The sequence below is a fragment of the Umezawaea sp. NPDC059074 genome, assembly GCF_042738955.1.
GTDB lineage: Bacteria > Actinomycetota > Actinomycetes > Mycobacteriales > Pseudonocardiaceae > Umezawaea.
This window is the reverse complement of sequence record NZ_JBHYHC010000037.1, coordinates 13593-35699: the sequence shown is the minus strand read 5'-3', so window position 1 is coordinate 35699 and position 22107 is coordinate 13593. Positions and strand designations below refer to the sequence as shown.

Annotated in this window: 23 protein-coding genes; 8 read left to right on the top strand and 15 right to left on the bottom strand. The window is 72.8% G+C overall.

What is annotated here, in order from left to right; all coding sequences use genetic code 11:
• Positions 1-155: 155 nt before the first annotated feature.
• From ACFWW9_RS18830 to ACFWW9_RS18820, 3 genes are all read right to left on the bottom strand, one after another.
• Complete coding sequence (locus ACFWW9_RS18830; protein ID WP_390378947.1) at positions 156-875, bottom strand: M23 family metallopeptidase; 720 nt, start codon at positions 873-875, stop codon at positions 156-158.
• Positions 876-1361: 486 nt separating this feature from the next.
• Positions 1362-1820 (bottom strand): Clp protease N-terminal domain-containing protein, encoded by a 459-nt coding sequence (locus ACFWW9_RS18825; RefSeq protein ID WP_390378945.1) that lies wholly within the window; start codon positions 1818-1820, stop codon positions 1362-1364.
• Complete coding sequence (locus ACFWW9_RS18820) at positions 1817-2020, bottom strand: hypothetical protein (protein ID WP_390378941.1); 204 nt, start codon at positions 2018-2020, stop codon at positions 1817-1819. The genes ACFWW9_RS18825 and ACFWW9_RS18820 overlap by 4 nt, the downstream gene beginning before the upstream one ends.
• Before the next feature lie 70 nt (positions 2021-2090).
• On the opposite strand from ACFWW9_RS18820, the gene ACFWW9_RS18815 reads away from it, so the two are divergent.
• Positions 2091-3491 (top strand): FAD-dependent monooxygenase, encoded by a 1401-nt coding sequence (locus ACFWW9_RS18815; RefSeq protein WP_390378938.1) that lies wholly within the window; start codon positions 2091-2093, stop codon positions 3489-3491.
• 4 nt (positions 3492-3495) lie between these two features.
• On the opposite strand, the gene ACFWW9_RS18810 is transcribed toward ACFWW9_RS18815, so the two are convergent.
• Genes ACFWW9_RS18810 through ACFWW9_RS18800 form a run of 3 tightly spaced genes read right to left on the bottom strand, consistent with a single transcriptional unit; the run spans position 3496 to position 4804 of the window.
• Positions 3496-3873: a VOC family protein gene (locus tag ACFWW9_RS18810; RefSeq protein ID WP_390378935.1), complete on the bottom strand. Its 378-nt coding sequence runs from the start codon at positions 3871-3873 to the stop codon at positions 3496-3498.
• Entirely contained in the window at positions 3870-4253 is a 384-nt protein-coding gene (locus ACFWW9_RS18805; protein ID WP_390378932.1) for an SgcJ/EcaC family oxidoreductase, read from the bottom strand. The genes ACFWW9_RS18810 and ACFWW9_RS18805 overlap by 4 nt, the downstream gene beginning before the upstream one ends.
• Complete coding sequence (locus ACFWW9_RS18800) at positions 4250-4804, bottom strand: hypothetical protein (RefSeq protein WP_390378929.1); 555 nt, start codon at positions 4802-4804, stop codon at positions 4250-4252. Before ACFWW9_RS18800 ends, ACFWW9_RS18805 begins: the two co-directional genes overlap by 4 nt.
• 269 nt (positions 4805-5073) lie before the next feature.
• Here ACFWW9_RS18800 and ACFWW9_RS18795 point away from each other — a divergent pair, with 269 nt between their 5' ends.
• Positions 5074-6045, top strand: coding sequence for a LysR family transcriptional regulator (locus ACFWW9_RS18795; protein WP_390378927.1), 972 nt, complete (start codon positions 5074-5076; stop codon positions 6043-6045).
• A gap of 10 nt (positions 6046-6055) precedes the next feature.
• Entirely contained in the window at positions 6056-6559 is a 504-nt protein-coding gene (locus ACFWW9_RS18790; RefSeq protein WP_390378924.1) for a VOC family protein, read from the top strand.
• Here the strand turns inward: ACFWW9_RS18790 and ACFWW9_RS18785 are convergent.
• Both ACFWW9_RS18785 and ACFWW9_RS18780 read right to left on the bottom strand, forming a co-directional pair.
• Positions 6552-7430 carry a hypothetical protein gene (locus ACFWW9_RS18785; protein ID WP_390378921.1) on the bottom strand — a complete coding sequence of 293 codons (879 nt, stop codon included), beginning with the start codon at positions 7428-7430 and terminating at the stop codon, positions 6552-6554. The genes ACFWW9_RS18790 and ACFWW9_RS18785 overlap by 8 nt on opposite strands.
• An 84-nt stretch (positions 7431-7514) precedes the next feature.
• On the bottom strand, positions 7515-8510 hold the full coding sequence (locus tag ACFWW9_RS18780; protein WP_390378918.1) for a LacI family DNA-binding transcriptional regulator: 996 nt from the start codon (positions 8508-8510) through the stop codon (positions 7515-7517).
• 89 nt (positions 8511-8599) lie between these two features.
• Here ACFWW9_RS18780 and ACFWW9_RS18775 point away from each other — a divergent pair, with 89 nt between their 5' ends.
• Positions 8600-10612, top strand: coding sequence for a bifunctional aldolase/short-chain dehydrogenase (locus ACFWW9_RS18775; protein WP_390378915.1), 2013 nt, complete (start codon positions 8600-8602; stop codon positions 10610-10612).
• Positions 10609-11991, top strand: coding sequence for a rhamnulokinase family protein (locus ACFWW9_RS18770; protein WP_390378912.1), 1383 nt, complete (start codon positions 10609-10611; stop codon positions 11989-11991). Before ACFWW9_RS18775 ends, ACFWW9_RS18770 begins: the two co-directional genes overlap by 4 nt.
• Here ACFWW9_RS18770 and ACFWW9_RS18765 read toward each other — a convergent pair.
• A complete protein-coding gene (locus ACFWW9_RS18765; protein WP_390378909.1) occupies positions 11958-12347 on the bottom strand; it encodes a cupin domain-containing protein in 390 nt (129 codons plus the stop codon). The two genes, ACFWW9_RS18770 and ACFWW9_RS18765, sit on opposite strands and share 34 nt — an antisense overlap.
• Positions 12348-12399: 52 nt before the next feature.
• Here ACFWW9_RS18765 and ACFWW9_RS18760 point away from each other — a divergent pair, with 52 nt between their 5' ends.
• Entirely contained in the window at positions 12400-13365 is a 966-nt protein-coding gene (locus ACFWW9_RS18760; RefSeq protein ID WP_390378907.1) for a helix-turn-helix domain-containing protein, read from the top strand.
• Between the two features lie 22 nt (positions 13366-13387).
• Entirely contained in the window at positions 13388-14038 is a 651-nt protein-coding gene (locus ACFWW9_RS18755) for a hypothetical protein (protein WP_390378904.1), read from the top strand.
• Here ACFWW9_RS18755 and ACFWW9_RS18750 read toward each other — a convergent pair.
• From ACFWW9_RS18750 to ACFWW9_RS18725, 6 genes are read right to left on the bottom strand one after another with little or no spacing between them, the layout of a single operon-like run.
• The gene (locus ACFWW9_RS18750; RefSeq protein ID WP_390378901.1) at positions 14035-15750 is read right to left on the bottom strand and encodes an IlvD/Edd family dehydratase; all 1716 of its coding nucleotides are present in this window, start codon (positions 15748-15750) and stop codon (positions 14035-14037) included. The two genes, ACFWW9_RS18755 and ACFWW9_RS18750, sit on opposite strands and share 4 nt — an antisense overlap.
• A gap of 42 nt (positions 15751-15792) precedes the next feature.
• Complete coding sequence (locus ACFWW9_RS18745) at positions 15793-16923, bottom strand: FAD-dependent oxidoreductase (protein WP_390378898.1); 1131 nt, start codon at positions 16921-16923, stop codon at positions 15793-15795.
• Positions 16911-18482, bottom strand: a complete 1572-nt coding sequence (locus ACFWW9_RS18740) for a beta-ketoacyl synthase N-terminal-like domain-containing protein (protein ID WP_390378895.1) — start codon at positions 18480-18482, stop codon at positions 16911-16913. Before ACFWW9_RS18740 ends, ACFWW9_RS18745 begins: the two co-directional genes overlap by 13 nt.
• The gene (locus tag ACFWW9_RS18735) at positions 18479-19540 is read right to left on the bottom strand and encodes a long-chain fatty acid--CoA ligase (RefSeq protein WP_390378892.1); all 1062 of its coding nucleotides are present in this window, start codon (positions 19538-19540) and stop codon (positions 18479-18481) included. Before ACFWW9_RS18735 ends, ACFWW9_RS18740 begins: the two co-directional genes overlap by 4 nt.
• Positions 19537-19812, bottom strand: coding sequence for a hypothetical protein (locus ACFWW9_RS18730; RefSeq protein WP_390378889.1), 276 nt, complete (start codon positions 19810-19812; stop codon positions 19537-19539). Before ACFWW9_RS18730 ends, ACFWW9_RS18735 begins: the two co-directional genes overlap by 4 nt.
• Positions 19813-19839: 27 nt before the next feature.
• On the bottom strand, positions 19840-20610 hold the full coding sequence (locus tag ACFWW9_RS18725) for an SDR family NAD(P)-dependent oxidoreductase (RefSeq protein WP_390378886.1): 771 nt from the start codon (positions 20608-20610) through the stop codon (positions 19840-19842).
• Positions 20611-20890: 280 nt separating this feature from the next.
• Between ACFWW9_RS18725 and ACFWW9_RS18720 the strand changes: the two genes are divergently transcribed.
• Positions 20891-22105, top strand: a complete 1215-nt coding sequence (locus ACFWW9_RS18720; RefSeq protein ID WP_390378883.1) for a cytochrome P450 — start codon at positions 20891-20893, stop codon at positions 22103-22105.
• The last annotated feature ends 2 nt before the right edge of the window (positions 22106-22107 follow it).

Below are 22107 nucleotides of genomic sequence, written 5' to 3'. Positions count from 1 at the left end.
AACACAAGCCCCATCCCACCCCTAACCTTTTTACAAGCCAACTCCCCGCCCTTCACAACACGAAACGGGTGTTGAAATAATTGCGCGAGCGGGGTGGGGTGACGCCCAGGCCTGTGCCTCACGAACGAGACCAGCCAGAACGCCCTCGAACAGGCCTAGATCGTGATCCCCGCAGCGTTCAGCCAAGGCAGGGGGTTGGTCTTCAGGCCGTCCGCGGTCCACACCTCGAAGTGCAGGTGGGCGCCGAAGGACACACCGTTGTTGCCCACCTCGGCGATCTGCTCGCCCGCCTGGACCTGCTGTCCCTTTTGGACGTTGAAGTGGTACATGTGGCCGTACACCGTGATGGTGCCGTCCGAGTGCTGGATACGCACCCACAGCCCAAACCCACTGGCCGGACCAGCCTCGATCACCACGCCATCCGCCGCCGCGTAGATCGGCGTACCCAACGGCGCGGCGATGTCGACGCCGTAGTGCATCGCACCATCGCGGTATCCAAAGCCGGAGGAGAAGCTGCCGTGCGCGGGAGCCACGCGCTTCGGGCGGCGGGCCTCGGCCTCTTCCGCCTCACGCTGCTCGGTGATGCGCTGGCTCTTCGTGAGCTTGCTGGCCTCTGCCGACGGGTCTACCTGCTTGGCGACCTGGAGGATCTGCGGTGCGGCCGGGGCGGTGCCGCCGATGCCGAACGCCGCCGCGTTGTCGGACGGCTTGGTGGCGTTCGCGAGGGGGGTGACCTCGTCGGTGCTCGCACCGGCTTCCGCGGCCTGCAATGTCTGTCCCGCACCCGCGGCGCCGAACGCGCCGATGGCGACGGCGGCGATGACGATCCGGCCGCGCAGGGACGACGGAGGCGGGGGCAGACGGTGCTTCTGCACGGCGCGAGGTGCCGCGTTGACGTCTGCCTGGCCGCCGGAGGAGCGGAGGTGGGACAAGACCTGGCCTTCCGTGCTCGGGGAAGTCCGCGATCGGGACCGGGCGGGGGAACCCGGCGAGTCGGTCGGGGGCCCGACTCATTGTTCACTCTCGTGATCAACCTCGACAATGGACCGGAGGGGACGATAGCGGGGGTGGAGCCCTATCGGCAAGCCCCGCATAAGCAATGGGAACCCGGAAAATCGTTAACCTGTTAAATCCTCGGCGGTTTGAGGGGCCGAAAGCTCTCCTACCTGCATGTATAGGAACTTCGGCATGCGTCGAATCGCGCGTTCACACCTCGGTAGCGGTCTGTGTCGAGTGGACTACCCGATACCGAACGAATTCGGGCATTTCCCATTCGTGATGACCCGTGATATGGCCGGTCAGACTGGTCGTTCCGTTCCGGAACAGTGCGTGAGAGGCGTGGCGGATTCGATTACGCGGGGTCACACCGCGAGTCGGGCGCGCACCCGTGCCGCGTCGATCCCCAGTTCCGCGAGCAGTTCGGCGGCCGGGTCGGGGCGGGTGCGGTCCAGCAGCGCGAGGAGCAGGTGGTTCGGCGCGGTGCGGCGGGTGCTCATCGTGGTGGCCTTGACGCCGCGGGCCAGCGCGGCGCGCGCGGTGGACGTGATGGCGCTCAGCGGGACGGGCGGGTGCGGCAGCGGGGTGGCGCGGTCGACCTCGCCGAGCGTGATGCCGAGCGTGAGCAGCGCCCGGCGGTCGAGGTCGTCCAGCGCGGCGCGCGCGGTGTCGAGGTCGACGCCGAGTGCCGCGGCGGGCGGGGACTCGGGGTCGTGGAGCAGCCCGAGGAGGAGGTGTTCCGTGCCGAGCCTGCGGTCGCCGCGGCGACGGGACTCCTCCAGCGCCGCCGCGACCAGGTCGCGGAACGGTCCGGCTGGCCTCATCTGCCGTACTTGGCGTGCGCGGACTGGCGGGACATGCCGAGGGCGTCGCCGATCTGCTCCCACGTCCACCCCTGCTTGCGGGCGTGCGCGACGGACGCGGCCTCGAGTTGCTCGGCGAGCCGGTGCAGCGCGCCCACGGCGCGCAGGCTGACAGCGGGATCGGTCTCGACCACCCGTGTGGAGACGCCTTCCCAGTCCATGGCTGTCAGTCTAGCTTGACTTCCCGCGCTGTCAGCCTAGCCTGACAGCATCGAACGGGGAGGGATCGTCATGAGCGTGGACGTCGTCGTGGTGGGGGCCGGACCGGCCGGGTTGCTGCTCGCCTGCGAGCTGCGGCTGGCCGGGGCGCGGCCGGTGGTGCTGGAGAAGAGGTCGTCGCCGAGCGAGCTGCCGAGGGCGAACGGGCTGGTGGGCGGCATCGTGGACGTGCTGGAGCGGCGCGGGCTGCTGGACCGGTTCCGGGCGGTCAGCCCGTTCGCGGGGCCGATGCCGGGGTTCCCGTTCGGGTCCGTGCCGCTGCGCTTCGGCTCGCTAGCCGACAACCCCGTGCGCGCGGTGCTGATCCAGCAGCCGGAGATCGAGCGGCTGCTCGCCGAGCGGGCCGCCGAACTGGACGTCGAGATCCGGCGCGGCCACGAGGTCCGCGCGCTCGAACAGGACGACGACGAGGTGGTCGTCGACGTCGGCGGACCGGACGGCGACTACCGACTGCGGGCCCGCAACCTGGTGGGCTGCGACGGCGGCCGCAGCCCCGTGCGGACGATGGCGGGCATCGGCTTCCCCGGCACGACCGACCGGGAAGCGCTGCGGATGGGCCACTTCCGGAGCGTGGGCCAGGTCGACTTCGGGCCGGGCTGGCACCGCACCCCGCACGGCCGGGTCATCGTCACGTCGCTGCACCCCGGCGTGCACCTGGTCGGGGTGCGCGAGGACGCGGAGCCGGTCGAGTCCGGCCCGATCCCCCTGGACGAGATGACCGCGAGCCTGCGCCGCGTCCTCGGCCACGACCTGGCGCTCGGCGAGCCGCTGTGGCTGTCGCGGACCACCAGCCAGGCCCGGATCGCCGACCACTACCGCCGCGGCCGGGTCTTCCTCGCGGGCGACGCCGCGCACCTGTTCCCGGCGGGCGGGTCGGCGCTCAACGTCGGCCTGCTCGACGTGGTCAACCTGGGCTGGAAGCTCGCCGCCGACCGGTCGGACCTGCTCGACACCTACGAGGCCGAACGCCGACCCGTCGGGCTACGGGCGTTGACGCAGACCACGGCCCAGGCGGCGCTGGACCGCGTGCAGGGCGAGGAAGGCGTGGCGCTGCGGGCGCTGCTGACCGAGGTGTTCGGCCTGGAGCAGCCGTTGCGGTTCCTGGCCGAGCTGATGCAGGGCTCCGACGTCCGCTACGACCTGCCCGGCGACCCGCACCCGCTGCTGGGCCGGTTCCTGCCGGACTTCCCGCTGATCACGGCCGACGGCCCTACCCGGCTCGCCCGACTGCCCGCGACCGGCCGCCCGGTGCTGCTCGACTTCACCGGCTCCCACGGGCACGCGGCCTGCGAGGTGGTCCGGGTGTGGTCGGACGAGGCTCCCGCCGACGCCCTGCTGCTCCGCCCGGACGGCCACGTCGCGTGGGTCGCGGGCGGAGCGGGACCGGAGGAGGCCATCGCCCGGTGGGTCTGACCCGTCACTCCCCCACGCCGGGCGGCAGGAAGCCGTGGGCGGACAGGTCGAACCAGTTGCCCTCGGGGTCGATGGCGCGGTACTCGGCGAACGGCCGGTCGGTCGCGCGGGCCACCGGCCGGGGCACGCCCGCCTCAGCCAGGCGGTCGGCGGCGGTGTCGACGTCCTCCACGGCGAAGCCGAAGTGGTTGAAGCCGGTGGCGACGTCGCCGTCCAGGCGCTGCTGGATCAGCGCCAGGTTGATGTACCCGTCGGTGAGGAACTGGCTGCCGTCCGGGTCCTGGTGGAACACCTCCATGTCCAGCCGGTCGCGGTAGAAGTCGGCCATGCGCTTGGCGTCCTGGACGACGAAGGCGAGGTGGCGCAGGCGTGGCCTGGTCATGGGGTGGGTCCTTTCGGCACGTTGGGGATCATGTTGTGGAAGGCCGCGATCGACCACTCGCCGTCGCGGAGGGCCACCACGGCCTGGGCGTGGGTCAGGACGCCGAGCGGGACGATGCCGGTGGTGACGTGGACGAGCGCGAGGCGGTCGGTCAACGGCCGGTGCAGCACGAAGTTCGGCACGAGCTTCGTGTCGCGGAAGACGGTGGCGAACAGCCGGGCGTGCACGGCCTCCACGGCGTCCCGGCCGCGCAGGTCCTCGCCGCGCACCGTGACGAAGTCGACGTCCTCGGCGAACACCGAGGCGAACGCGGCGGCGTCACCCGCGGCCCAGCCGTCGGCCATCGTGGCCCACAGCGCGCGCACCCGTTCCTCGCTCACGACCTCACCCCCGCGCGGACCCGCAGCGGGAGCGGTAGGCAGTCCCCGTCCCACGCGGCGACCGAGTAGTAGAGCGAGCCGTGCTGCCGTTCGAGGTAGCAGACGACGTTGATCGGCCAGCCGCAGCCGCGGAACACGTACTCGTCCATGGCCGACGGGCGGTCGCTCAGCGGCCGGTCGCGCTCGGACTCCGGGCCCAGCCGGTGCCAGTCGGGGTGCAGGTGGATCGACCCGAGGATGTCCAGGTCGAGCGCGTCCGCCCGGCGGGAGATGTCCAGCAGGTCCGCCGGGTCGAGCCACCACGCCCGCACGGGGTTCTCGTAGGCCGACCCGAAGCGCGGCACGATCGTGGTCGCGAACTCCTGCCGCGCGGCCTGGCAGGTGCCGCGGGCGTTGCGGCCGAACTCGATCCGCTCGACCAGGTGCGCCCCCTCGGCCCCGGTGCCGAGCAGCACGCCGAAACACGGTCTCGGCTCGTCCGGCGTGATGGACTCGTACTCCTTCGCCGCCGCCGAGAGAAAGCTGTCCAACGCCGTCTCCGAGAACAGCACGGATCGGTCGTCGACTCCTCGGGAAGGGGTTTCGCGCACTTCCAGCACACTGGCCATGTGGGGTAATCCGCTCGTCGGGAATTCCCGGTCGACCGTCCGGGATCGGTGGCGGAAACGTAGCCGGCGCCCGTGGGGCCGACAACCCGCCGAAAGTCAGGGTCACGTCCACCACCTGGGAAAACCCCGAGACGATCACGGGAATGGCGCTATAGCGATGGGCGATAACCTTTCCCGTTCAGAGCCGGTGAACGGGCCCGTAGGATGCGCGCATGCGCCTCGATTTCCGGCATCTCGAACTCGTCGTCGCCATCGCCGAATCGGGGAGCCTGCGCAGAGCGGCGGCACAACTGCACCTCACCCAGCCCGCCGTGACGACGCAGCTCAAGCGCATTGAGCAGCACCTCGGCGGCGCATTGTTCCTGCGGTCCACCGATGGCGTGCTGGCGACGCACACCGGCACGGAATTCGTGCGCGACGCGAAGAAGGTGCTGGACGGCCTGAACGACCTGGAGCGGACGGCGCGGCTGAACGCCCAGCGCGAGTCCGGCGGCCCGTTGAAGGTCGGCGGCATCCCGGCGCAGCAGTTCAGCCTGCTGGTCGACGTGCTGGCGGCCGCGCGCCCCGGCCAGGAGGTCACCAGCCGCACGGTCCGGGAGACGGGCGCGCTGACCGCGCTGCTCGGGTCCGGCGAGCTGGACGTCGCCGTGCTGCGGCGGTTCCCCGGTTTCCCGCTCACGCTGCCCGCGGGTGTCGAGCACCGGCTGCTGCTCGCCGAGCCGCTGTTCGTCGGGGTCCAGGCCGGGCACCGGCTGGCCGACCGCGAGGACGTCCCGCTGGCCGAGCTGGCGGAGGAGAAGTGGGTCATGCCGGACCCCGACGACAGCGGGATGAACGAGTACTTCGCCCGCACGTGCGCGGCGGCGGGCTTCGAGCAGCACATCGCCCACCTGACGACCGAGGCGCACGTGGCGTTCTCGCTCACCGCGTCCGGGCGGGCCGTGTGCGTGCTCTACCCGATCGGCACCGCGCGCGACGGCCTGGCGACGTTGACGCTGGAGGGGAACCCCCTGCACCGGGACATCGTGCTGGCGTGGCGGGTCGACTCGCCGGTCGCGTCGGCGGTGGACGAGCTGTGCGCCGAGGTGGAGCGGCGGTACCTCGACCTGGTTGCGGGCTCGGAGGTCTACGCGCGATGGTGGCGGCGAGGAGGCGCGGACTTCGCCCTCCCCCGTCGGACCTGAGGAGTCACCCGTGCCGATCCGCGGCCTGAACCACGCCGTCCTGTGGGTGCGCGACCCCGCCGCCAGCACCGCGTTCTACGTGGACGTGCTGGGCTTCCGGGTCGTGCACAGCACGCCGCGGTCCGCGTTCCTCCAGGCCCCGGAGTCGGCGAACGACCACGACCTCGGCCTGTTCCAGACCCCCGACCCGGCCCCCAGCACGGCCGGGAACGGCCAGGTCGGCCTCTACCACCTGGCGTGGGAGGTGCCGACCCTCGCGGACCTGCGCGACTGCCGGGACCGGCTGACCGCGGCGGGCGCGCTCGTCGGCTCCAGCGACCACGGCGCCACCAAGGGCCTCTACGGCAAGGACCCCGACGGCCTGGAGTTCGAGGTGTGCTGGCTGGTGCCCCGGCACCTCGTCGACGCCGACGTGCTGGCCCACAAGGGCGACCTGGACGTCGAGGCCGACATCGCCCGCTACGGCGCGGACACCGTCGGCGCGTGCGCCCGGTTCGGCGAACCGGTCAGCTGATCACGCCCTCGACCTCCACCAGCAGCTCCGACCGGCACAGGTTCGCGCGGTGCAGCCGGACCACCGTGCGGGTGCCGAACGCGACCCGGCAGGCCGCGTCCACGGCCGCCAGGTCGGCCGCGTGCCGGACGTACGCCGTCACGCGGTCGAAGTCGCCGAGGCCGTAGTGGGCGCGGATCCCGTGCCTCGCGAGGTTGCGGCCGTGGACCACGCTGGCGATGGTCGAGAACGTGACGTCGAGCTGGCCGTCGAGGTCGCCGGGGTGCGCGGTGCGGTGGCCGGTGATGCTCGCCGTGCCGGAGAGGAACAGCATCCCGCCCTCGGGGCGGTCCAGGTACCCCGCGCGGGAGAACGACGGCGGCTTCGGGCCGTGCTCGGCCGGGTAGCGGTACGCGGGGACCTGGGTCGGGTTCTCGATCGTGGTCAGCCTGCCCGTGCGGGTGGCGAGCAGGCACACCGTCACGCCCTCGTGGGCGGAGCCCACCGCCGACGCCGGGGGCATCGCCGCGGGCACCTCCTCGAACGCCAGCGCGCGGCCGACGCAGAAGTCGCGGTAGACCTCCAAGCCGTCCACCGTGGGGCCGTTGATGTCGCCCAGGTAGTGCCACAGGCGGCAGATCGTCGGGTACCCGGCGCGCTTGGTGAGCGCGAACAGCTCGATGTACAGCGCCCGCACCGCTTCCGCGTACCGCACCGACGGCGGGACGACCGCGCTGACGAACAGGAACCCGTCGCGCTCGGTGTAGCGGAGCCGCCCTTCCGCGGTCCCGGCGAGCCAGGCGTCGCCGAACCCGGTCAGTCCTGTGTGGACACCGAGGTCCGAGGACTGGAGCTCGAGTTCTTCCGCTGGCGCGTCAAGGGTTCCGGTCATGCCGCCAGCATCACCTGCCACCAGGGCGAGCGCCCGACGTTCGGCGAGGGTCTGCCCGATCGGGTGTCGACCGGTCGCCGGGCGTCAGCGCCCGCGGCCTCTGGTGGAGTCCCGCACCACCAGTTCGGGTGAGAAGACGACCGACCGGTGCTCGTGGCCGTCCTCGCCGGAGGTCTCCTCGATCAGCAGCCGCGCGGCCGTCTCGCCGATGCGCGCGGCGGGCTGCCGGATCGACGTGAGCGGCACGGCCGCCGCGGAGGCGAACTCGATGTCGTCGTAGCCGACGATCGCCACCTCCTCCGGGACGCGGACGCCCGCCGCCACCATCGCCTGGAGCACGCCCAGCGCGAGCAGGTCGTTGGCGCAGAACACCGCCGTCGGACGCGGGTCGAGGGCGAGGATCCGGGCTCCGGCGTCCCGGCCGGACGCCACGTCCAGCGCGGCCACCTCCAGCACGGTCAGGTCGTGCTCGGGGACCTCGGCGAGCGCCTTGCGGACACCTTCCTCGCGCTCGCGGCACTGCACCAGCACGGACGGGCCGTTGACGAACGCGATCCGGGTGTGGCCCTCGTCGGTCAGGTGCCGGGCGGCCAGCGCGCCGCCGAGCACGTCGTCGACCGAGACCGAGCAGCACTCGCCGCCGGTCGCCTTGCGGTCCACGAACACGTACGGGATGCCGCTGCGCCCCAGGCCCTCCGTCGCCGTGCCGACCGGGCTGAGCAGCACGCCGCGCACCCGCTGCTCGGCGAGCATCGCCAGGTAGGACGTCTCGCGGTCGACGCGCTGGGCGCTGTTGCAGGTGATCATGTTGAGGCCCGCCTCGTGCGCCGCCTCCTCCGCGCCGCGCGCCACGTCCACGAAGAACGGGTTGCCGAGGTCCAGCACCAGCAGGGCGAGCGTGCGGCTGCTGCCCGCGCGGAGCTGGCGGGCGGACTCGTCGCGGACGTAGCCGAGTTCCTCGATGACCGAGTTGACGCGCGAGCGGGTCGCGGCGGAGACGACGTGCGGGCGGTTGACCACGTTCGAGACCGTGCCGATGGAGACGCCCGCTCGACGGGCGACGTCCTTGATGCCGACCATGTCACCCGAACCCTTGCTCCGCGCCACAGCGAACCCTAACATGCGAGTGAAACGTTTCAATCCGGCGTGGACCAGGCGAGGTGGAGCGCGTGAGCGCGGTGCGGGAACTGCTCGACCGGTCGAACCGACTGGGTTCCGACCCGGCGAACACGAACTACGCGGGCGGCAACACCTCCGCGAAGGGCACGGCCGTCGACCCGGTCACCGGGAAGCCGGTGGACCTGCTGTGGGTCAAGGGATCCGGCGGCGACCTCGGCACGCTCACCGAGGCGGGGCTGGCCGTGCTGCGGCTGGACCGGGTGCGCGGCCTCGTGGACGTCTACCGGGGCGTGGAGCACGAGGACGAGATGGTGGCGGCGTTCGACCACTGCCTGCACGGGCGGGGCGGGGCCGCGCCGTCGATCGACACCGCGATGCACGCGCTCGTGGACGCGGCGCACGTCGACCACCTGCACCCGGACTCCGGGATCGCGTTGGCCACGGCCGTGGACGGGGAGAAGCTGACCGAGCGGTGCTTCGGCGACCGGGTCGTGTGGGTGCCGTGGCGGCGGCCGGGTTTCCAGCTGGGACTGGACATCGCGCGGATCAAGGCCGAGCACCCCGAGGCCATCGGCTGTGTCCTGGGTGGACACGGGATCACCGCGTGGGGCGAGACGTCGGCCGAGGCCGAGGCCCGGTCGTTGGAGATCATCCAGGGTGCCGCGGCCTTCCTCGCCGAGCACGGCAAGGCCGAGCCGTTCGGGCCGGAACTGCCCGGCTACCAAGCACTTCCGGACGCCGAACGCCGGGCGCGCGCCGCCGCGCTGGCCCCGTTGCTGCGCGGTCTGGCGTCCACCGACGACCGGCGGATCGGGCACTTCACCGACGCTCCCCCGGTGCTGGACTTCCTGGCCAGGGCGGAACACCCGCGGCTCGCCGCGCTCGGCACGTCGTGCCCGGACCACTTCCTGCGCACCAAGGTCCGGCCGCTGGTGCTGGACCTGCCGCCCACGGCCCCGCTGGACGAGGTGAAGACCCGGCTGCGCGAGCTGCACGAGGCCTACCGGAACGACTACCGCGCCTACTACGAGCGGCACGCGCTGCCGGACTCCCCCGCGATGCGCGGCGCGGACCCGGCGATCGTGCTGGTCCCCGGCGTCGGCATGTTCTCCTACGGCGCGGACGCGCAGACCGCGCGGGTGGCGGGCGAGTTCTACCTCAACGCCATCGAGGTCATGCGCGGCGCGGAAGCGGTGTCCACCTACGCGCCGATCGACGAGGCCGAGAAGTTCCGCATCGAGTACTGGGCCCTGGAAGAGGCGAAGCTGGCGCGGCGGCCCAAGCCCGCGCCGCTGACCGGCCGGGTCGCGTTCGTGACCGGGGCGGGATCGGGCATCGGCAAGGCCATCGCGGCCCGGCTCAAGGCCGAGGGGGCGTGCGTGGTCGTGGCCGACCGCGACGCCGACGCCGCGGCGACCGTGGCGGGTGAGCTGAAGTCCGTCGCCGTGACCGCGGACGTCACCGACGAGGACCAGATCGCCGCCGCGCTCGACGCGGCCGTGCTCGCCTACGGCGGCGTGGACCTGGTGGTCAACAACGCGGGCCTGTCGATCTCGAAGCCGCTGCTGGACACGACCGTCGAGGACTGGGACAAGCAGCACGACGTGATGGCGCGGGGGTCGTTCCTGGTCGCCAAGCACGCGGCGCGGGTGATGATCGACCAGGGCTTCGGCGGCGACATCGTCTACATCGCCAGCAAGAACGCCGTGTTCGCCGGTCCCGCCAACATCGCCTACAGCGCCGCGAAAGCCGACCAGGCCCACCAGGTCCGACTGCTGGCCGCCGAACTCGGCGAGCACGGCATCAAGGTCAACGGGGTCAACCCGGACGGCGTGGTGCGCGGGTCGGGGATCTTCGCGGGCGGGTGGGGCGCGCAGCGCGCCGAGGTCTACGGCGTGCCGGAGGAGAAGCTGGGCGAGTTCTACGCGCAGCGCACCCTGCTCAAGCGCGAAGTGCTGCCGGAGCACGTGGCGCACGCGGTGTTCGTGCTCACGACGCTGACCCACACCACCGGCCTGCACGTGCCCGTGGACGCGGGCGTGGCCGCGGCGTTCCTGCGATGAGGCGGTTCGCGGCGGTCGACCTGGGCGCGGGCAGCGGCCGGGTCATCGTCGGCGAGGTCGAGGCGGACTCCGTGGCGCTGCACGAGGTCCACCGGTTCCCCAACCGGCCGGTGTCGGTCGGCGGCACGCTGCACTGGGACGTCCTCGGGCTGTACCGGGAGGTCGTCGAGGGGCTGCGCAAGGCCGGTCCACTGGACGGGATCGGCGTGGACTCGTGGGCCGTGGACTACGGACTCGTGGACGATGGCGGGGCGCTCGTGGGCAACCCCGTGCACTACCGCGACGAGCGCACGGCGCCCGCCGTCCGCCGTGCTCTCGTCGCGCTGCCCGCGTCACGGCACTACGCCGCCACGGGCATCCAGTTCCAGCCGTTCAACACGGCGTTCCAACTGCTGGCCGAGCGGTTCACCGGGACGACCGCGCTGCTGATCCCGGACCTGATCTCGTTCTGGCTCACCGGTCTGCGCGGCACGGAGATCACCAACGCGTCCACGACCGCGCTGCTCGACCCGCGCACCCGCGCGTGGTCGGCGGAGGTCGCGGACGCGCTGGGCGTGGACACCGGGCTGTTCGCGCCGCTGCGGGAGCCCGGCACGGTGATCGGGCCGGTGCTGCCCGAGATCGGCCTGGACCGCGAGGTCCCGGTGTTCGCGGTCGGCTCGCACGACACCGCGTCCGCCGTGGTCGCGGTGCCCGCGAAGGACGAGCGGTTCGCCTACATCTCCTGCGGCACCTGGTCACTGGTCGGCGTGGAGCTGGCCGAGCCGGTGCTGACCGAGGCGAGCCGCGCGGCGAACTTCACCAACGAGCTGGGCGTGGACGGCACGATCCGGTACTTGCGCAACGTGATGGGCCTGTGGCTGCTCCAGGAGTGCCACCGCGAGTGGGGCACGACCGACCCCGGCGCGCTGCTCGCCGAGGCCGCCGCGCTGCCGCCGTCGCCCACCGTCGTGGACGCGACGGACTCCCGCTTCCTCGCGCCCGGCGACATGCCCGCCCGGCTCACCGCCGCCTGCGCCGAGACGGGCGGGCCCGTGCCGTCGACCAGGGCGGAACTGGTGCGGTGCGTGCTCGACAGCCTGGCGCTGGCGCACCGGGACGCGGTCGCCGACGCCGTGCGGCTGTCCGGGAAGCAGGTCGACGTCGTGCACGTCGTCGGCGGTGGCGCCCGGAACGCGCTGCTGTGCCAGCTGACGGCCGACGCCTGCGAGCTGCCCGTGGTGGCGGGCCCGGTGGAGGCGTCCGCGCTGGGCAACGTGCTGGTTCAGGCGCGCGCCGCCGGGGCTCTCACGGGCGACCTGCGGGACGTCGTCCGCGCCGCGGAGTCGCTGGTCCGGTACGAGCCTCAGACCCGGTGGCCCACGGTGACGTCGACGTAGGCGGGCACCTCCTCGTGCCGATCGCCGACGGACAGCGTGCCGCTCGGCTCGAACAGCAGGATCCGCGCGCCGCCGTCGGACGACGGCTTGTGGAACACGCCGCGCGGCACCACGAACACCGAGCCGCGCGGCAGCGTGACGACCCGCTCTCCCCCGTCCTCGCGCAGGCCGATGGCGAGTTCTCCGTCCAGCACCAGGAAGAACTCGTCGGTGTCCTCGTGGACGTGCCAGACGTGCTCGCCCTTCACCTTGGCGATCCGGACGTCGTAGTCGTTGACGTTCGCGAGGATGCGCGGGCTCCAGATGGCGTCGAAGGTGGCGTAGGCGGTGTCGATGTCGATCGGCTGGGCGCTCATGCGCCCATCGTGGGCGATGGCGGGCGACGGCCGTGAGTGCTAGGAATCGCACATGTCGCAAGAATCCTCGCACCGGGTGGCGGTGCTCGTCGACCACGGCTCGAACCCGTTCGAACTGGGCGTGGCGACCGAGCTGTTCGGGCTGCGCCGCCCCGAACTCGACCGCGACTGGTACGACTTCACCCTCTGCGCCGCCGCGCCCGCCGTGACCATGCACCTCGGCCTGTTCACGCTGTCCGACGTGGCGGGCCTGGAGGCGGCCGACGCCGCCGACACTCTGATCGTGCCCAACCGCCCGGACCCGGACGTGCCCGCGAGCCCGGCCGTGCTGGCGGCGATCCGCCGTGCGTTCGACCGCGGCGCGCGGCTGGTGAGCTTCTGCACCGGCACGTTCACCCTCGCCGAGGCGGGGGTGCTGGACGGGCGGCGGGCCACCACGCACTGGCGGTGGGCCGACGAGTTCGTCCGGACGTATCCGCGGGTCGCGCTGGAACCCGATGTGCTGTTCGTGGACGACGGGCAGGTGCTCACGGCGGCGGGCAGCGCGGCGGCGCTGGACCTCGGCCTGCACCTGATCCTGCGCGACCACGGGGCCGAGGTCGCCAACGCCGTGAGCCGCAGGCTGGTCTTCAGCGGCCACCGCGACGGTGGGCAGCGCCAGTTCGTCGAACGCCCGGTGCCGACCGTGCCCGACTCGTCGCTCGCCCCCGTGCTGGCCTGGGCGCGCGAACGCCTCGACCACCCGCTGACCGTCGCCGACCTCGCCGCGCGGGCCGCCACCAGCCAGGCCACGCTGCACCGCCGGTTCCAGGCCGAACTGGGCACGACCCCGTTGGCGTGGCTGACGACCGAGCGGATCACGTTGGCGTGCAGGCTGATCGAACGCGGCGAGGTCCGGCTGGACCGCGTGGCGACCGCCAGCGGCTTCGGCACGGCCGCGAACCTGCGCGCTCAGCTGCGCAGGCACACCGGCCTCACCCCGTCCGCCTACCGCCGTCGATTCGGCCCCGCCGCCTGAGCGGCCCACTACGCTGCGCGCCATGACCTGGCTGATCCGCTTCGCCCTGTGCCTGCCCCTGCTGGTCACGGGCTGCGGCAGCACCCCGACGCCCGCCGCGCCGGACGACACCGGGGCGGTGCACAAGGCGTTCGAGACCTACACGAAGGCCGCGCTGGCGAAGGACGGCGCGACCGCGCAGGGGGTGCTCGCGAGCACCGTGTCGGACTACTACGACAAGGCGCGCGGGTTGGCGTTGACCGGCACCGAGGCCGACCTGGCCACGATCTCGCCCACGCGGCGGCTGACGGTCTACGTGCTGCGCGCGGAGGTCGAACCCGGCGCGCTGCGCGACGGGAAGCCCGCCGACCTGGTCAAGGCGTCGTTCGACAAGGGGTTGGTCGGCGAGAACGGGATCACCGACCTGGTGCTGGGCAAGGTCGTCGTGACCGGGGACAAGGCCGTGGCCCCGGCCGTGATCGGCGGTCAGGAAGCGCCCTACCACGTCGAGTTCCTCCGGGAGCAGGGCGCGTGGAAGGTGGACATCGTGCCGCTGATGGCACTGGCGGACGAGGGGTTCGGCGAGGCGGCCAAGAACCAGGGCTCGACGGTCGAGTCGATGGTCGACGGCATCCTCGTGTCCAAGTACGGCCCGGAGAAGGCGGCCGCGCTGCACCAGCCGATCACCGGCTAGTGCGACTCGCGGGACACCTGGTGCCCGCTGGACCCGGTGAGGAAGTCCAGGTCCGCGCCGGTGTTCGCCTGCTGCACGGTCTGCACGTACAGGCGTTCCCACCCGCGCTGGGGGTTGGCGTAGGCGTCCACGGTCGCCTGGTCCGGCGTGCGCAGCGCCAGTTCGTCGCCGGGCACGTCCAGGTCGAGGCGGCGGCGGTCGATGTCGAGGACGATGAAGTCGCCGGTCCGCACCAGCGCCAACGGCCCGCCCGCGGCGGCTTCCGGTGACACGTGCAGCACGACGGTGCCGTACGCGGTGCCGCTCATGCGCCCGTCGCAGATCCGCACCATGTCCCGCACGCCCTGCTGGAGCAGCTTCTGCGGCAACGGCATGTTCGCCACCTCCGGCATGCCGGGATAGCCCTTGGGACCGCAGCCGCGCAGCACCAGCACCGAGTCCGCGTCCACCTCCAGGTCGGGGTCGTCGATGCGGGCGTGCATGTCCTCGATCGAGTCGAACACCACCGCGCGCCCCCGGTGGCTCAGCAGGTGCTCCGACGCGGCGGCGGGCTTCACCACGGCGCCGTCCGGGGCCAGGTTCCCGTACAGCACGGCGATCCCGGCGTGCGGCAGCAGCGGTTCGGCGCGGGGCCGGATGACCTCGCGGTCGAAGATCTCCGCGTCGTCCAGGTAGTCGACCAGCGGCGTGCCGGTCACGGTGATCGCGGTCGGGTCGAGCAGGTCGCGCACCTCCCGCAGCACGGCGTGCAGGCCGCCCGCGCGGAAGAAGTCCTCCATCAGGAACCGGCCCGCGGGTTGCAGGTCCACCAGCAGCGGGATGTCCGACCCGGTGCGGTCGAAGTCGTCCTGCGTCAGCTCCACGCCCAGCCGCCCGGCGATGGCCAGCAGGTGCACGACGGCGTTGGTCGACCCGCCGATCGCGGCCAGCGCGACGATGGCGTTGAGGAACGACCCGCGCGTCAGCACCTCGGCGGGCGTGCGCCCGGCGGCGACCATCTCCACGGCCAGCCGCCCGGTCTCGTGGGCACTCTCCAACAGCCTGCTGTCCGCGGCGGGCGTGCCCGCGAGACCGGGCAGCACCATGCCGAGCGCCTCGGCCACCAGGCCCATGGTCGACGCGGTGCCCATCGTGTTGCAGTGGCCGCGGCTGCGGATCATCGACGACTCGGAGCGGATGAACTGCCGCTCTGACAACGTCCCCGCCCGCACCTCCTCGGACAGCCGCCACACGTCCGTGCCGCACCCGAGCGCCACGCCGCGGAACGTGCCGGTCAGCATCGGCCCGCCCGGCACGACCACCGCGGGCAGCCCGACCGACGCGGCGGCCATCAGCAGCGACGGGATGGTCTTGTCGCAGCCGCCCATCAGCACGACGCCGTCGATGGGGTTGGCGCGCAGCATCTCCTCCGTCGCCATCGCGGCCATGTTGCGCCACAGCATGGCCGTCGGCCGCACCAGCGTCTCCCCCAGCGACACGACCGGCAGGTTCAACGGGATCCCGCCCGCCTCGTACACGCCCTGCTTGACGCTCTCCGCCACCTCGTTCAGGTGGGAGTTGCACGGCGTCAGGTCCGACGCGGTGTTGGCGATGGCGATGTGCGGCCGCCCGTCGAACGCGTGCGCGGGCAACCCGCGCCGCATCCACGCCCGGTGGATGTAGGCGTTGCGGTCGTTTCCCGCGTACCACTGGGAACTGCGCTGCTCGGGCACCGGCCGCCACCTTCCGACTACGTCGTCGACCCTGCCGCCAGCCTAGGCATCCGCGACGGTCATCGCCTCCCTCAGCAACGGGTACGTCCTGGCGCGCATCGCTTCCTCGTAGCGGCCGACGGCGACGGAGAGGTCGGTGTAGCCGCGGGCCGCGTCGCTCAGGGCGGTGGTCAGGGACGCGGCGTCGCGCAGCGCGCTGTTGGCGCCGTCGCCGAGCATCGGGGGCATGGCGTGGATCGCGTCGCCGAGGACCGTGACGTTGCCCGGTGACCACGGGTCCGTGGGCAGGACCATGCGGGTCGTCTTCGGCATGATCGTGTCCGGCAGGACGCCGTCCACCAACTGCTGGAGGCCGGGGTGCCAGTCGGTGACGGCCTTGCGCATCACGTCGTGCAGTTCCGGGCCGGACGCGGCGAAGATGTCGATCCCGGCGGCCGCCGGTTCGACGCTCACCGAGACGTAGTCCTCCACGGCGTCGACCGGCATCTCGGCGGTGAACGGGTGGCGGGGGCGGAACAGGCCCGCGGCCATGAGGGTGCCCGCGGGGTCGACGGTGATCACGAAGCTGTCCTGGAAGGCGTCCGGCAGCGCCCGCTCGACCGCCGGGGTCAGCGGGGAGCGGGACAGCAGGACGTCCCGGACCAGGACGGCCGTCTCGACGTCCGGGAGGAACTGGCGGCGGACCGCGGAGTTGATGCCGTCCGCGGCGACCAGCACGTCGCCGTGCGCGAGTTCGCCGTTGTCCAGCTCGATCGTGACGCCGTCGGCCGTTGAGCGGTAGCCGACGACCTCGCGGCCGAAGCGGACGCGGTCCTCGATCCCGTGCAGCATGATCTGGCACAACGCGCGCCGGTGGACGGTCGTGTGCGGGGTGACCGGGTCGTTGGACGGGCCGAGGTGCGGTTTGACGGCCAGCTCGTGACCGAGGTGGTTCTGGATCACCAGCACGTCGCGGCGCGGGGTCGGGCGGGACGTGCGCACGTACAGGTCGTAGAGGTCGTCCGGCAGGCACGCCCGCAGGCCGTTGCCGCCGTCGGCGTTCATGTGCAGCAGGTACCCGCCGGGCGTGAGGCCCGGACTCCGCTCGTACACCGCGCAGCTGATCCCCGCCCGGCGCAACCCCTGCGCGAGGCACAGCCCGCCGACGCCTCCACCCGCGATCAGGACGTGCACGACGCCTCCGCCCGCACCACGTGCGCCCGTGACCCGGCGGCGCGCTCGTCCGCGCTGACGACCAGCACGACGTCCGCCCGGCCTTGCCCGACCAGGTCCCGCGCGTAGGCGTCGGCGATGGCGGCCGAGTCCTCGCCGGTGGTCACGGCCGACAGCGGGCCCTTGACGCCGAGCGCCTGGCCGACGTAGCCCGCCGTGACGCTGGCGACGATGTTCGGCGCCGTCACGGGGCTGAGCTGGCGCAGTTCGTCGCGCTCCCGCAGCGCGAACAGCTCCTCGATCGTGCCGAGCGGTCCGGTGGCGGTGGCGAACACCAGGCCGACGCGCTCGGGGTCGGGGTGGTTCTCCGCGTCGTACCCGGCGTTCCGCCAGGCGGCGGTGCCCGCGGCCAGGGCGAGGGCGCCCAGGTCGTCCATCCGGCCCGCGTACGCGCGGGGGATCATCCCCGTGGCGGTGGCGATGTCGGCCACCGCGGCCTCGCCGACCACCTGCACCGGTCGGGGCGGTGGGTCGACGACGTCGCGGGGACGGCGGCCCAGCACCACGACGGCGTTGGCGCCGCCGAACGCCAGGGAGTTCGACACGGCCACGTCGACCACGGCCTCGCGGGCGTGGTCGGGCACGATGTCCCACTCGCTCGACGCGTCGGCGTTGGCCGTGGGCGGCAGCGTCCGGTCGCGGATCGCGAGCGCGGTGATCGCGGCCTCCACGACGCCCGCCGCGCCCAGGGTGTGGCCGAACTGGGGCTTGGAGCTGCTGACCGGCGGGGCGTCCGCGCCGAACAGGGCGCGCAGCGCGGCCAGTTCCGCGGTGTCGTTGGCCGGGGTGCCGGTGCCGTGGCCGTTCACGTAGTCCACGTCCGCGGGCGCGACGCCCGCGTCCAGCAGGGCGAGGCGCATGGCCCGGTGCAGGCCCTCGCCGCTGGGCGGCGGCGACGTGACGTGGAAGGCGTCCGAGGTCAGGCCGTAGCCGTTGACGTACGCGACGACGTCCTCCGCCGCCGGGTCGACCTCGAGGAGCAGGACGGCCGCCCCCTCGCCGAGGTTGACGCCCGCGCTGCCGCCGTACGGGCGCGACGGCGCGGGGTCGAGGGCCTTCCAGCTGTGGAAGGTCGCCATGGTGGTCACGGTGAGCGTCTCCACGCCGATGACGACCATCGCCCGAGCGCGGCCCGAACGCAGGACGTCCACGGCGTAGCAGAGGGCGTTCGTCCCGGCGACGCAGCCGGTGCCGAAGACGACCTTCGGGCCGGTCGCGCCGAGCGCGTGGGCCACCTCGTCGAGCACGGCGTAGGGCTTCCCGGTCAGCCACGCGGCCTCCGGGGCCCCGTTGGTGCCGATGACCACGCCGGTGCCGGGCGGGAGGTCCCGGCCCGCCAGGGAGGCGACGAGCGGGGCGAGTACGTCGGGGCCGTCGATCTCGGACACGTACGCGCCGTCGAACCGCTCGGCGGCGTGGACGGCGGTGGCGCCGCGCCGGACCTGGCTCCACGTCTCCTCGACGTCGGAGCCGAACCCGGTGGCGAGCGCGATCCCGGTGATGGCGATGGCTGGTGTCATCCGCGCGTTTTTCCCGTCTCACTGCGGTCGATGGTGGACACGATGCGGACGTCGTGCGGCGCGAGCCCCCACGACTTGAGGGCGACGCGGACCGACGACGAGAGGTTCGGCGGGGCGGGCGCGGCCGGGACGACGAGCACGGTGAAGTTCTCCCCGCGCACGGCGTCGTCCACCGCCACGCAGGCCACGTCCTCGCACGGCACGGCGTCGCGAAGCCGGTGCTCCACGTCGTCCAGGTGGACCCGCACGCCGTTGATCTTGCGGAGCCGGTGCCGCTTGCCGTGGAAGCGGAAGTGCCGGTCGTCGAGGAGCTCGACGAAGTCGTCGGTGCCCCACGTGGTCAGCCCCTCGGCCAGCCGGGGCCCGGACACCACGAGCGGCACCTCCCCCGCCGTGCCGTCGTGCAGCACGGTGACGTCGTCGAAGAGGGTCCACGGCCGGTCGCGGTCGCGGCGGTGGGCGATGCCCCCGCTCTCGGTGGAGCCGAAGATCTCGGTGACGCGCACCCGTTCCGGCCCGAGGGCCGCGGCCACCGCGTCCGCGCCGGGCGGCAGGGTCGCGGTGCTGTGCAGGATCGCGATCTCGGCGGCGCCCGCGAGGACGTCCCGGTGGCGTTCCAGGAGCCGGAACGTCCACGGGATCGCCGTCACCCCGAGCACCCGGCCCGCCACCTCGGCGGGCGGCGCGTCGAGGCCGGGCTGGTACCAGACCGGGACGCCCAGCACGGCGGGCAGCACGAGCGTCGTGAGCAGCCCGTACAGGTGCGACGGCGGCGCGAACGCCAGGGTCAGCCCGACCGGGCTGTCGTGCCAGAGCCCGGCGAGCACGACCGCCTCGTCGAGCAGTTGGTCGCGGGTGCGGGTCCACTCCCGCGGCTCGCCGGTGGACCCGGAGGTCCGCACCGCCACCCGGTCGGGCACCTCGGAGCGCAGCAGCTCCGAGCGTTCGGTGGGCGAGAGCCGGTCCCAGCGCACGTGCCACCCGCCGGCAGGCACGCTCGGGTCGGGGGTTCGTAAGTAGTGGCGCAGCACCCGCTCCGGCGCCAGTTCGGCGCTCACGCCGGGGCGCCGAGCTTGCGCACGACCCAGTCCGCGAGGGCATCGAGCGTGTCCAGCTGCCCGGCCCGCTCGTCCAGGCTTAGCGGGCCCGACCCCAGCTCCTGCTCCAGCCTGCCGATGGCGTCGAGCTTCGCGAGGCTGTCGTAGATCCCGTCCGGGACGTCCAGCAGCGGCTGGTCGACGGGCCAGCCGTCGAGGCTGGTGCGCATCGCGTGCGCCACCGCCGCCCGGACTAGCGGCTCGACCTCGGCCTTGTCCTTCACGTTCCGCATCGGTCGTCCTTTCCTCGCGGGTGTGGGTCAGCCGCCCATGGCCGAGACGCCGCCGTCGATGACGACGTTGGCGCCGTTGATGTACGGGGCCTCGTCGGAGGCGAGGAACAGCGCGAGGTTCGCGACCTCCCGCGGGTCGCAGGTCCGCCGCGACGGGGTCATCTTCATGAGGTCGTCGAACTCGCCCGCGTCGATGTGGTGCTGGGTGGCCTCGCTGCGGACCATCGCGGGGCTGATGGCGACCGCCCGGATGCCGTGGTCCGCGCCCGCCGCGGCCAGGTGCTTCGTCATGGCGATGACCGCGCCCTTGGTCGCGCCGTGCGGCAGCATCGGGTGGAACAGCACGCCCCGCTCGCCCGCCACCGAGCCCATGTTGATCACCACGCCGCCGCCGCGGGCCTTGAGGTGCGGCCACGCCGCCCTGGTGCACAGGTAGGGCAGGTCCAGCTCGTGCCGGACGGTGAAGTACCAGTCGTCCAGCGGTTGCTCGTCGAACGGCCCGTTGCGCAGGCCGCCCGCGTTGTTGACCAGGATGTCGATCCCGCCGAACGCCTCCACGCCCGCGTCGACCCACGCCCGCGCCCCCGCCGGGTCGGAGAGGTCGACCGGCGCGAGGAACTCCATGACGCCGCCCGCCGCGCGCACCTCGCGGGCCGTCTGCGCCCCGGTCTCCGCGCGGCGCGTGGAGCCGAAGACCCTGGCGCCCTCCGCCGCGAACACCGAGGCCATCAGACCACCGATGCCGTTCGGCCCGGTGCCGCTGATGAATGCGACTTTTCCTTCGAGTCTTCCTGGCATGGGCATCCGTCCGTAGGTCCTCTCTCCAGCCTTATCACATCCGGAGAAAATCACACATGATGAGACATGAAGTTGCCATTCGGATTCACCGAAAAAACCGTAGCAGCACGCGCGACGCACGGGAAAGAGTGATGACGACCACCCGCATTCACCCTTCCGGACTTCCGACCGCTCCCGTTCGGCGCGCTACGGTGGTCGGGAAGGACCGAGTCGGGAAACGCCGAACAGCGCGTCATGAAATGACATTCACGTTCTCCGAAGTGGACGGTAAAGCCCCGCCATGACTCCCTCCCCATCGGCCGTGCCGGAACCGTTGAGCGCGGAATTCCTGAAGTGCCCGCTGCCGACGTACGCGCACCTGCGGTCGGCCGATCCGGTGTCGCCGATCGCGCTGCCGGGCGGTGGCCGCGCCTGGCTCGTCACCCGCTACGCCGACGTCCGGCACGGGCTGAGCGACCCGCGGCTGTCCAACGACCAGTCCCGGCTCTCGATGGCCACGCCGTTCGACGCGCTGCCCGCGGAACTGCGGTCGGCGACCGTGCGGGACGTGCAGAACACCGACCCGCCGGACCACACCAGGCTGCGCGCACTGCTCGCGCCCGCGTTCTCGGCGGCCGCCGCCGAACGGCTGCGCCCCCGCCTGGTGGCGCTGGCGAACGAGCTGATCGACGCGTTCGCGGGCCGGGAGGTCGTCGACCTCGTGGCGGACTACGCGGCGCCGTTCGCGGGCCGGGCGCTGGCCGAGGTCTGCGGCATCCCCGAACACGAGTACGCCCGCTTCCAATCGCTGGCGAACGCCGTGGTCACGGCGATCCACGGCGGTTCCCCGGAGGCCCTGGTCGCCCCCGCGACGGAGCTGCACGGCTACATCGGCGACCTGCTCGCCGCCCGGCCCGCCGAGCCGTCCGACGACGTCCTCTCGGACCTGGTGCGCGCCAACCGCGACGGCCTGCTGAGCGGCGACGAGCTCAGCTCCACGGTGTTCGGCCTGCTCAACGCGGGTCAGGAGGGCACGGCCAACCTCATCGGCAACGGCCTGCACCTGCTGCTCACGCACCCCGCCGAGCTGGCGCGGCTGCGCGCCGACCCCGGCCTGCTGCCGACGGCGGTCGAGGAGTTCGCCCGCCTCACCGCGCCGCTGGACCTGCCGATCTTCCGGTCCGGCGCGGTCGACGTCGAGTTCGGGGCCACGACCGTCCCGGCCGGTGAGCCGATCATGTTCTCGCTGCTCTCGTCCGGCCACGACGGGGAACGGTTCCCCGACCCGACCGCGCTGGACGTGGGTCGTACGGACAACCCGCACCTGGCCTTCGGCCGGGGAACGCACTTCTGCCCCGGCGCCCCGTTCGGCCGGGTCCAGGTGCGCGTGGCGATCGGCGAACTGCTCGCGCGCACGGGTGGCGCGCTGCGGCTCGCGGTGCCCGCGGACCGGATCGCCCGCCGCCCGAGCGTGGTCACCCGCGCCCTCGACGCCCTGCCCGCCCACCTCGGCTAGGA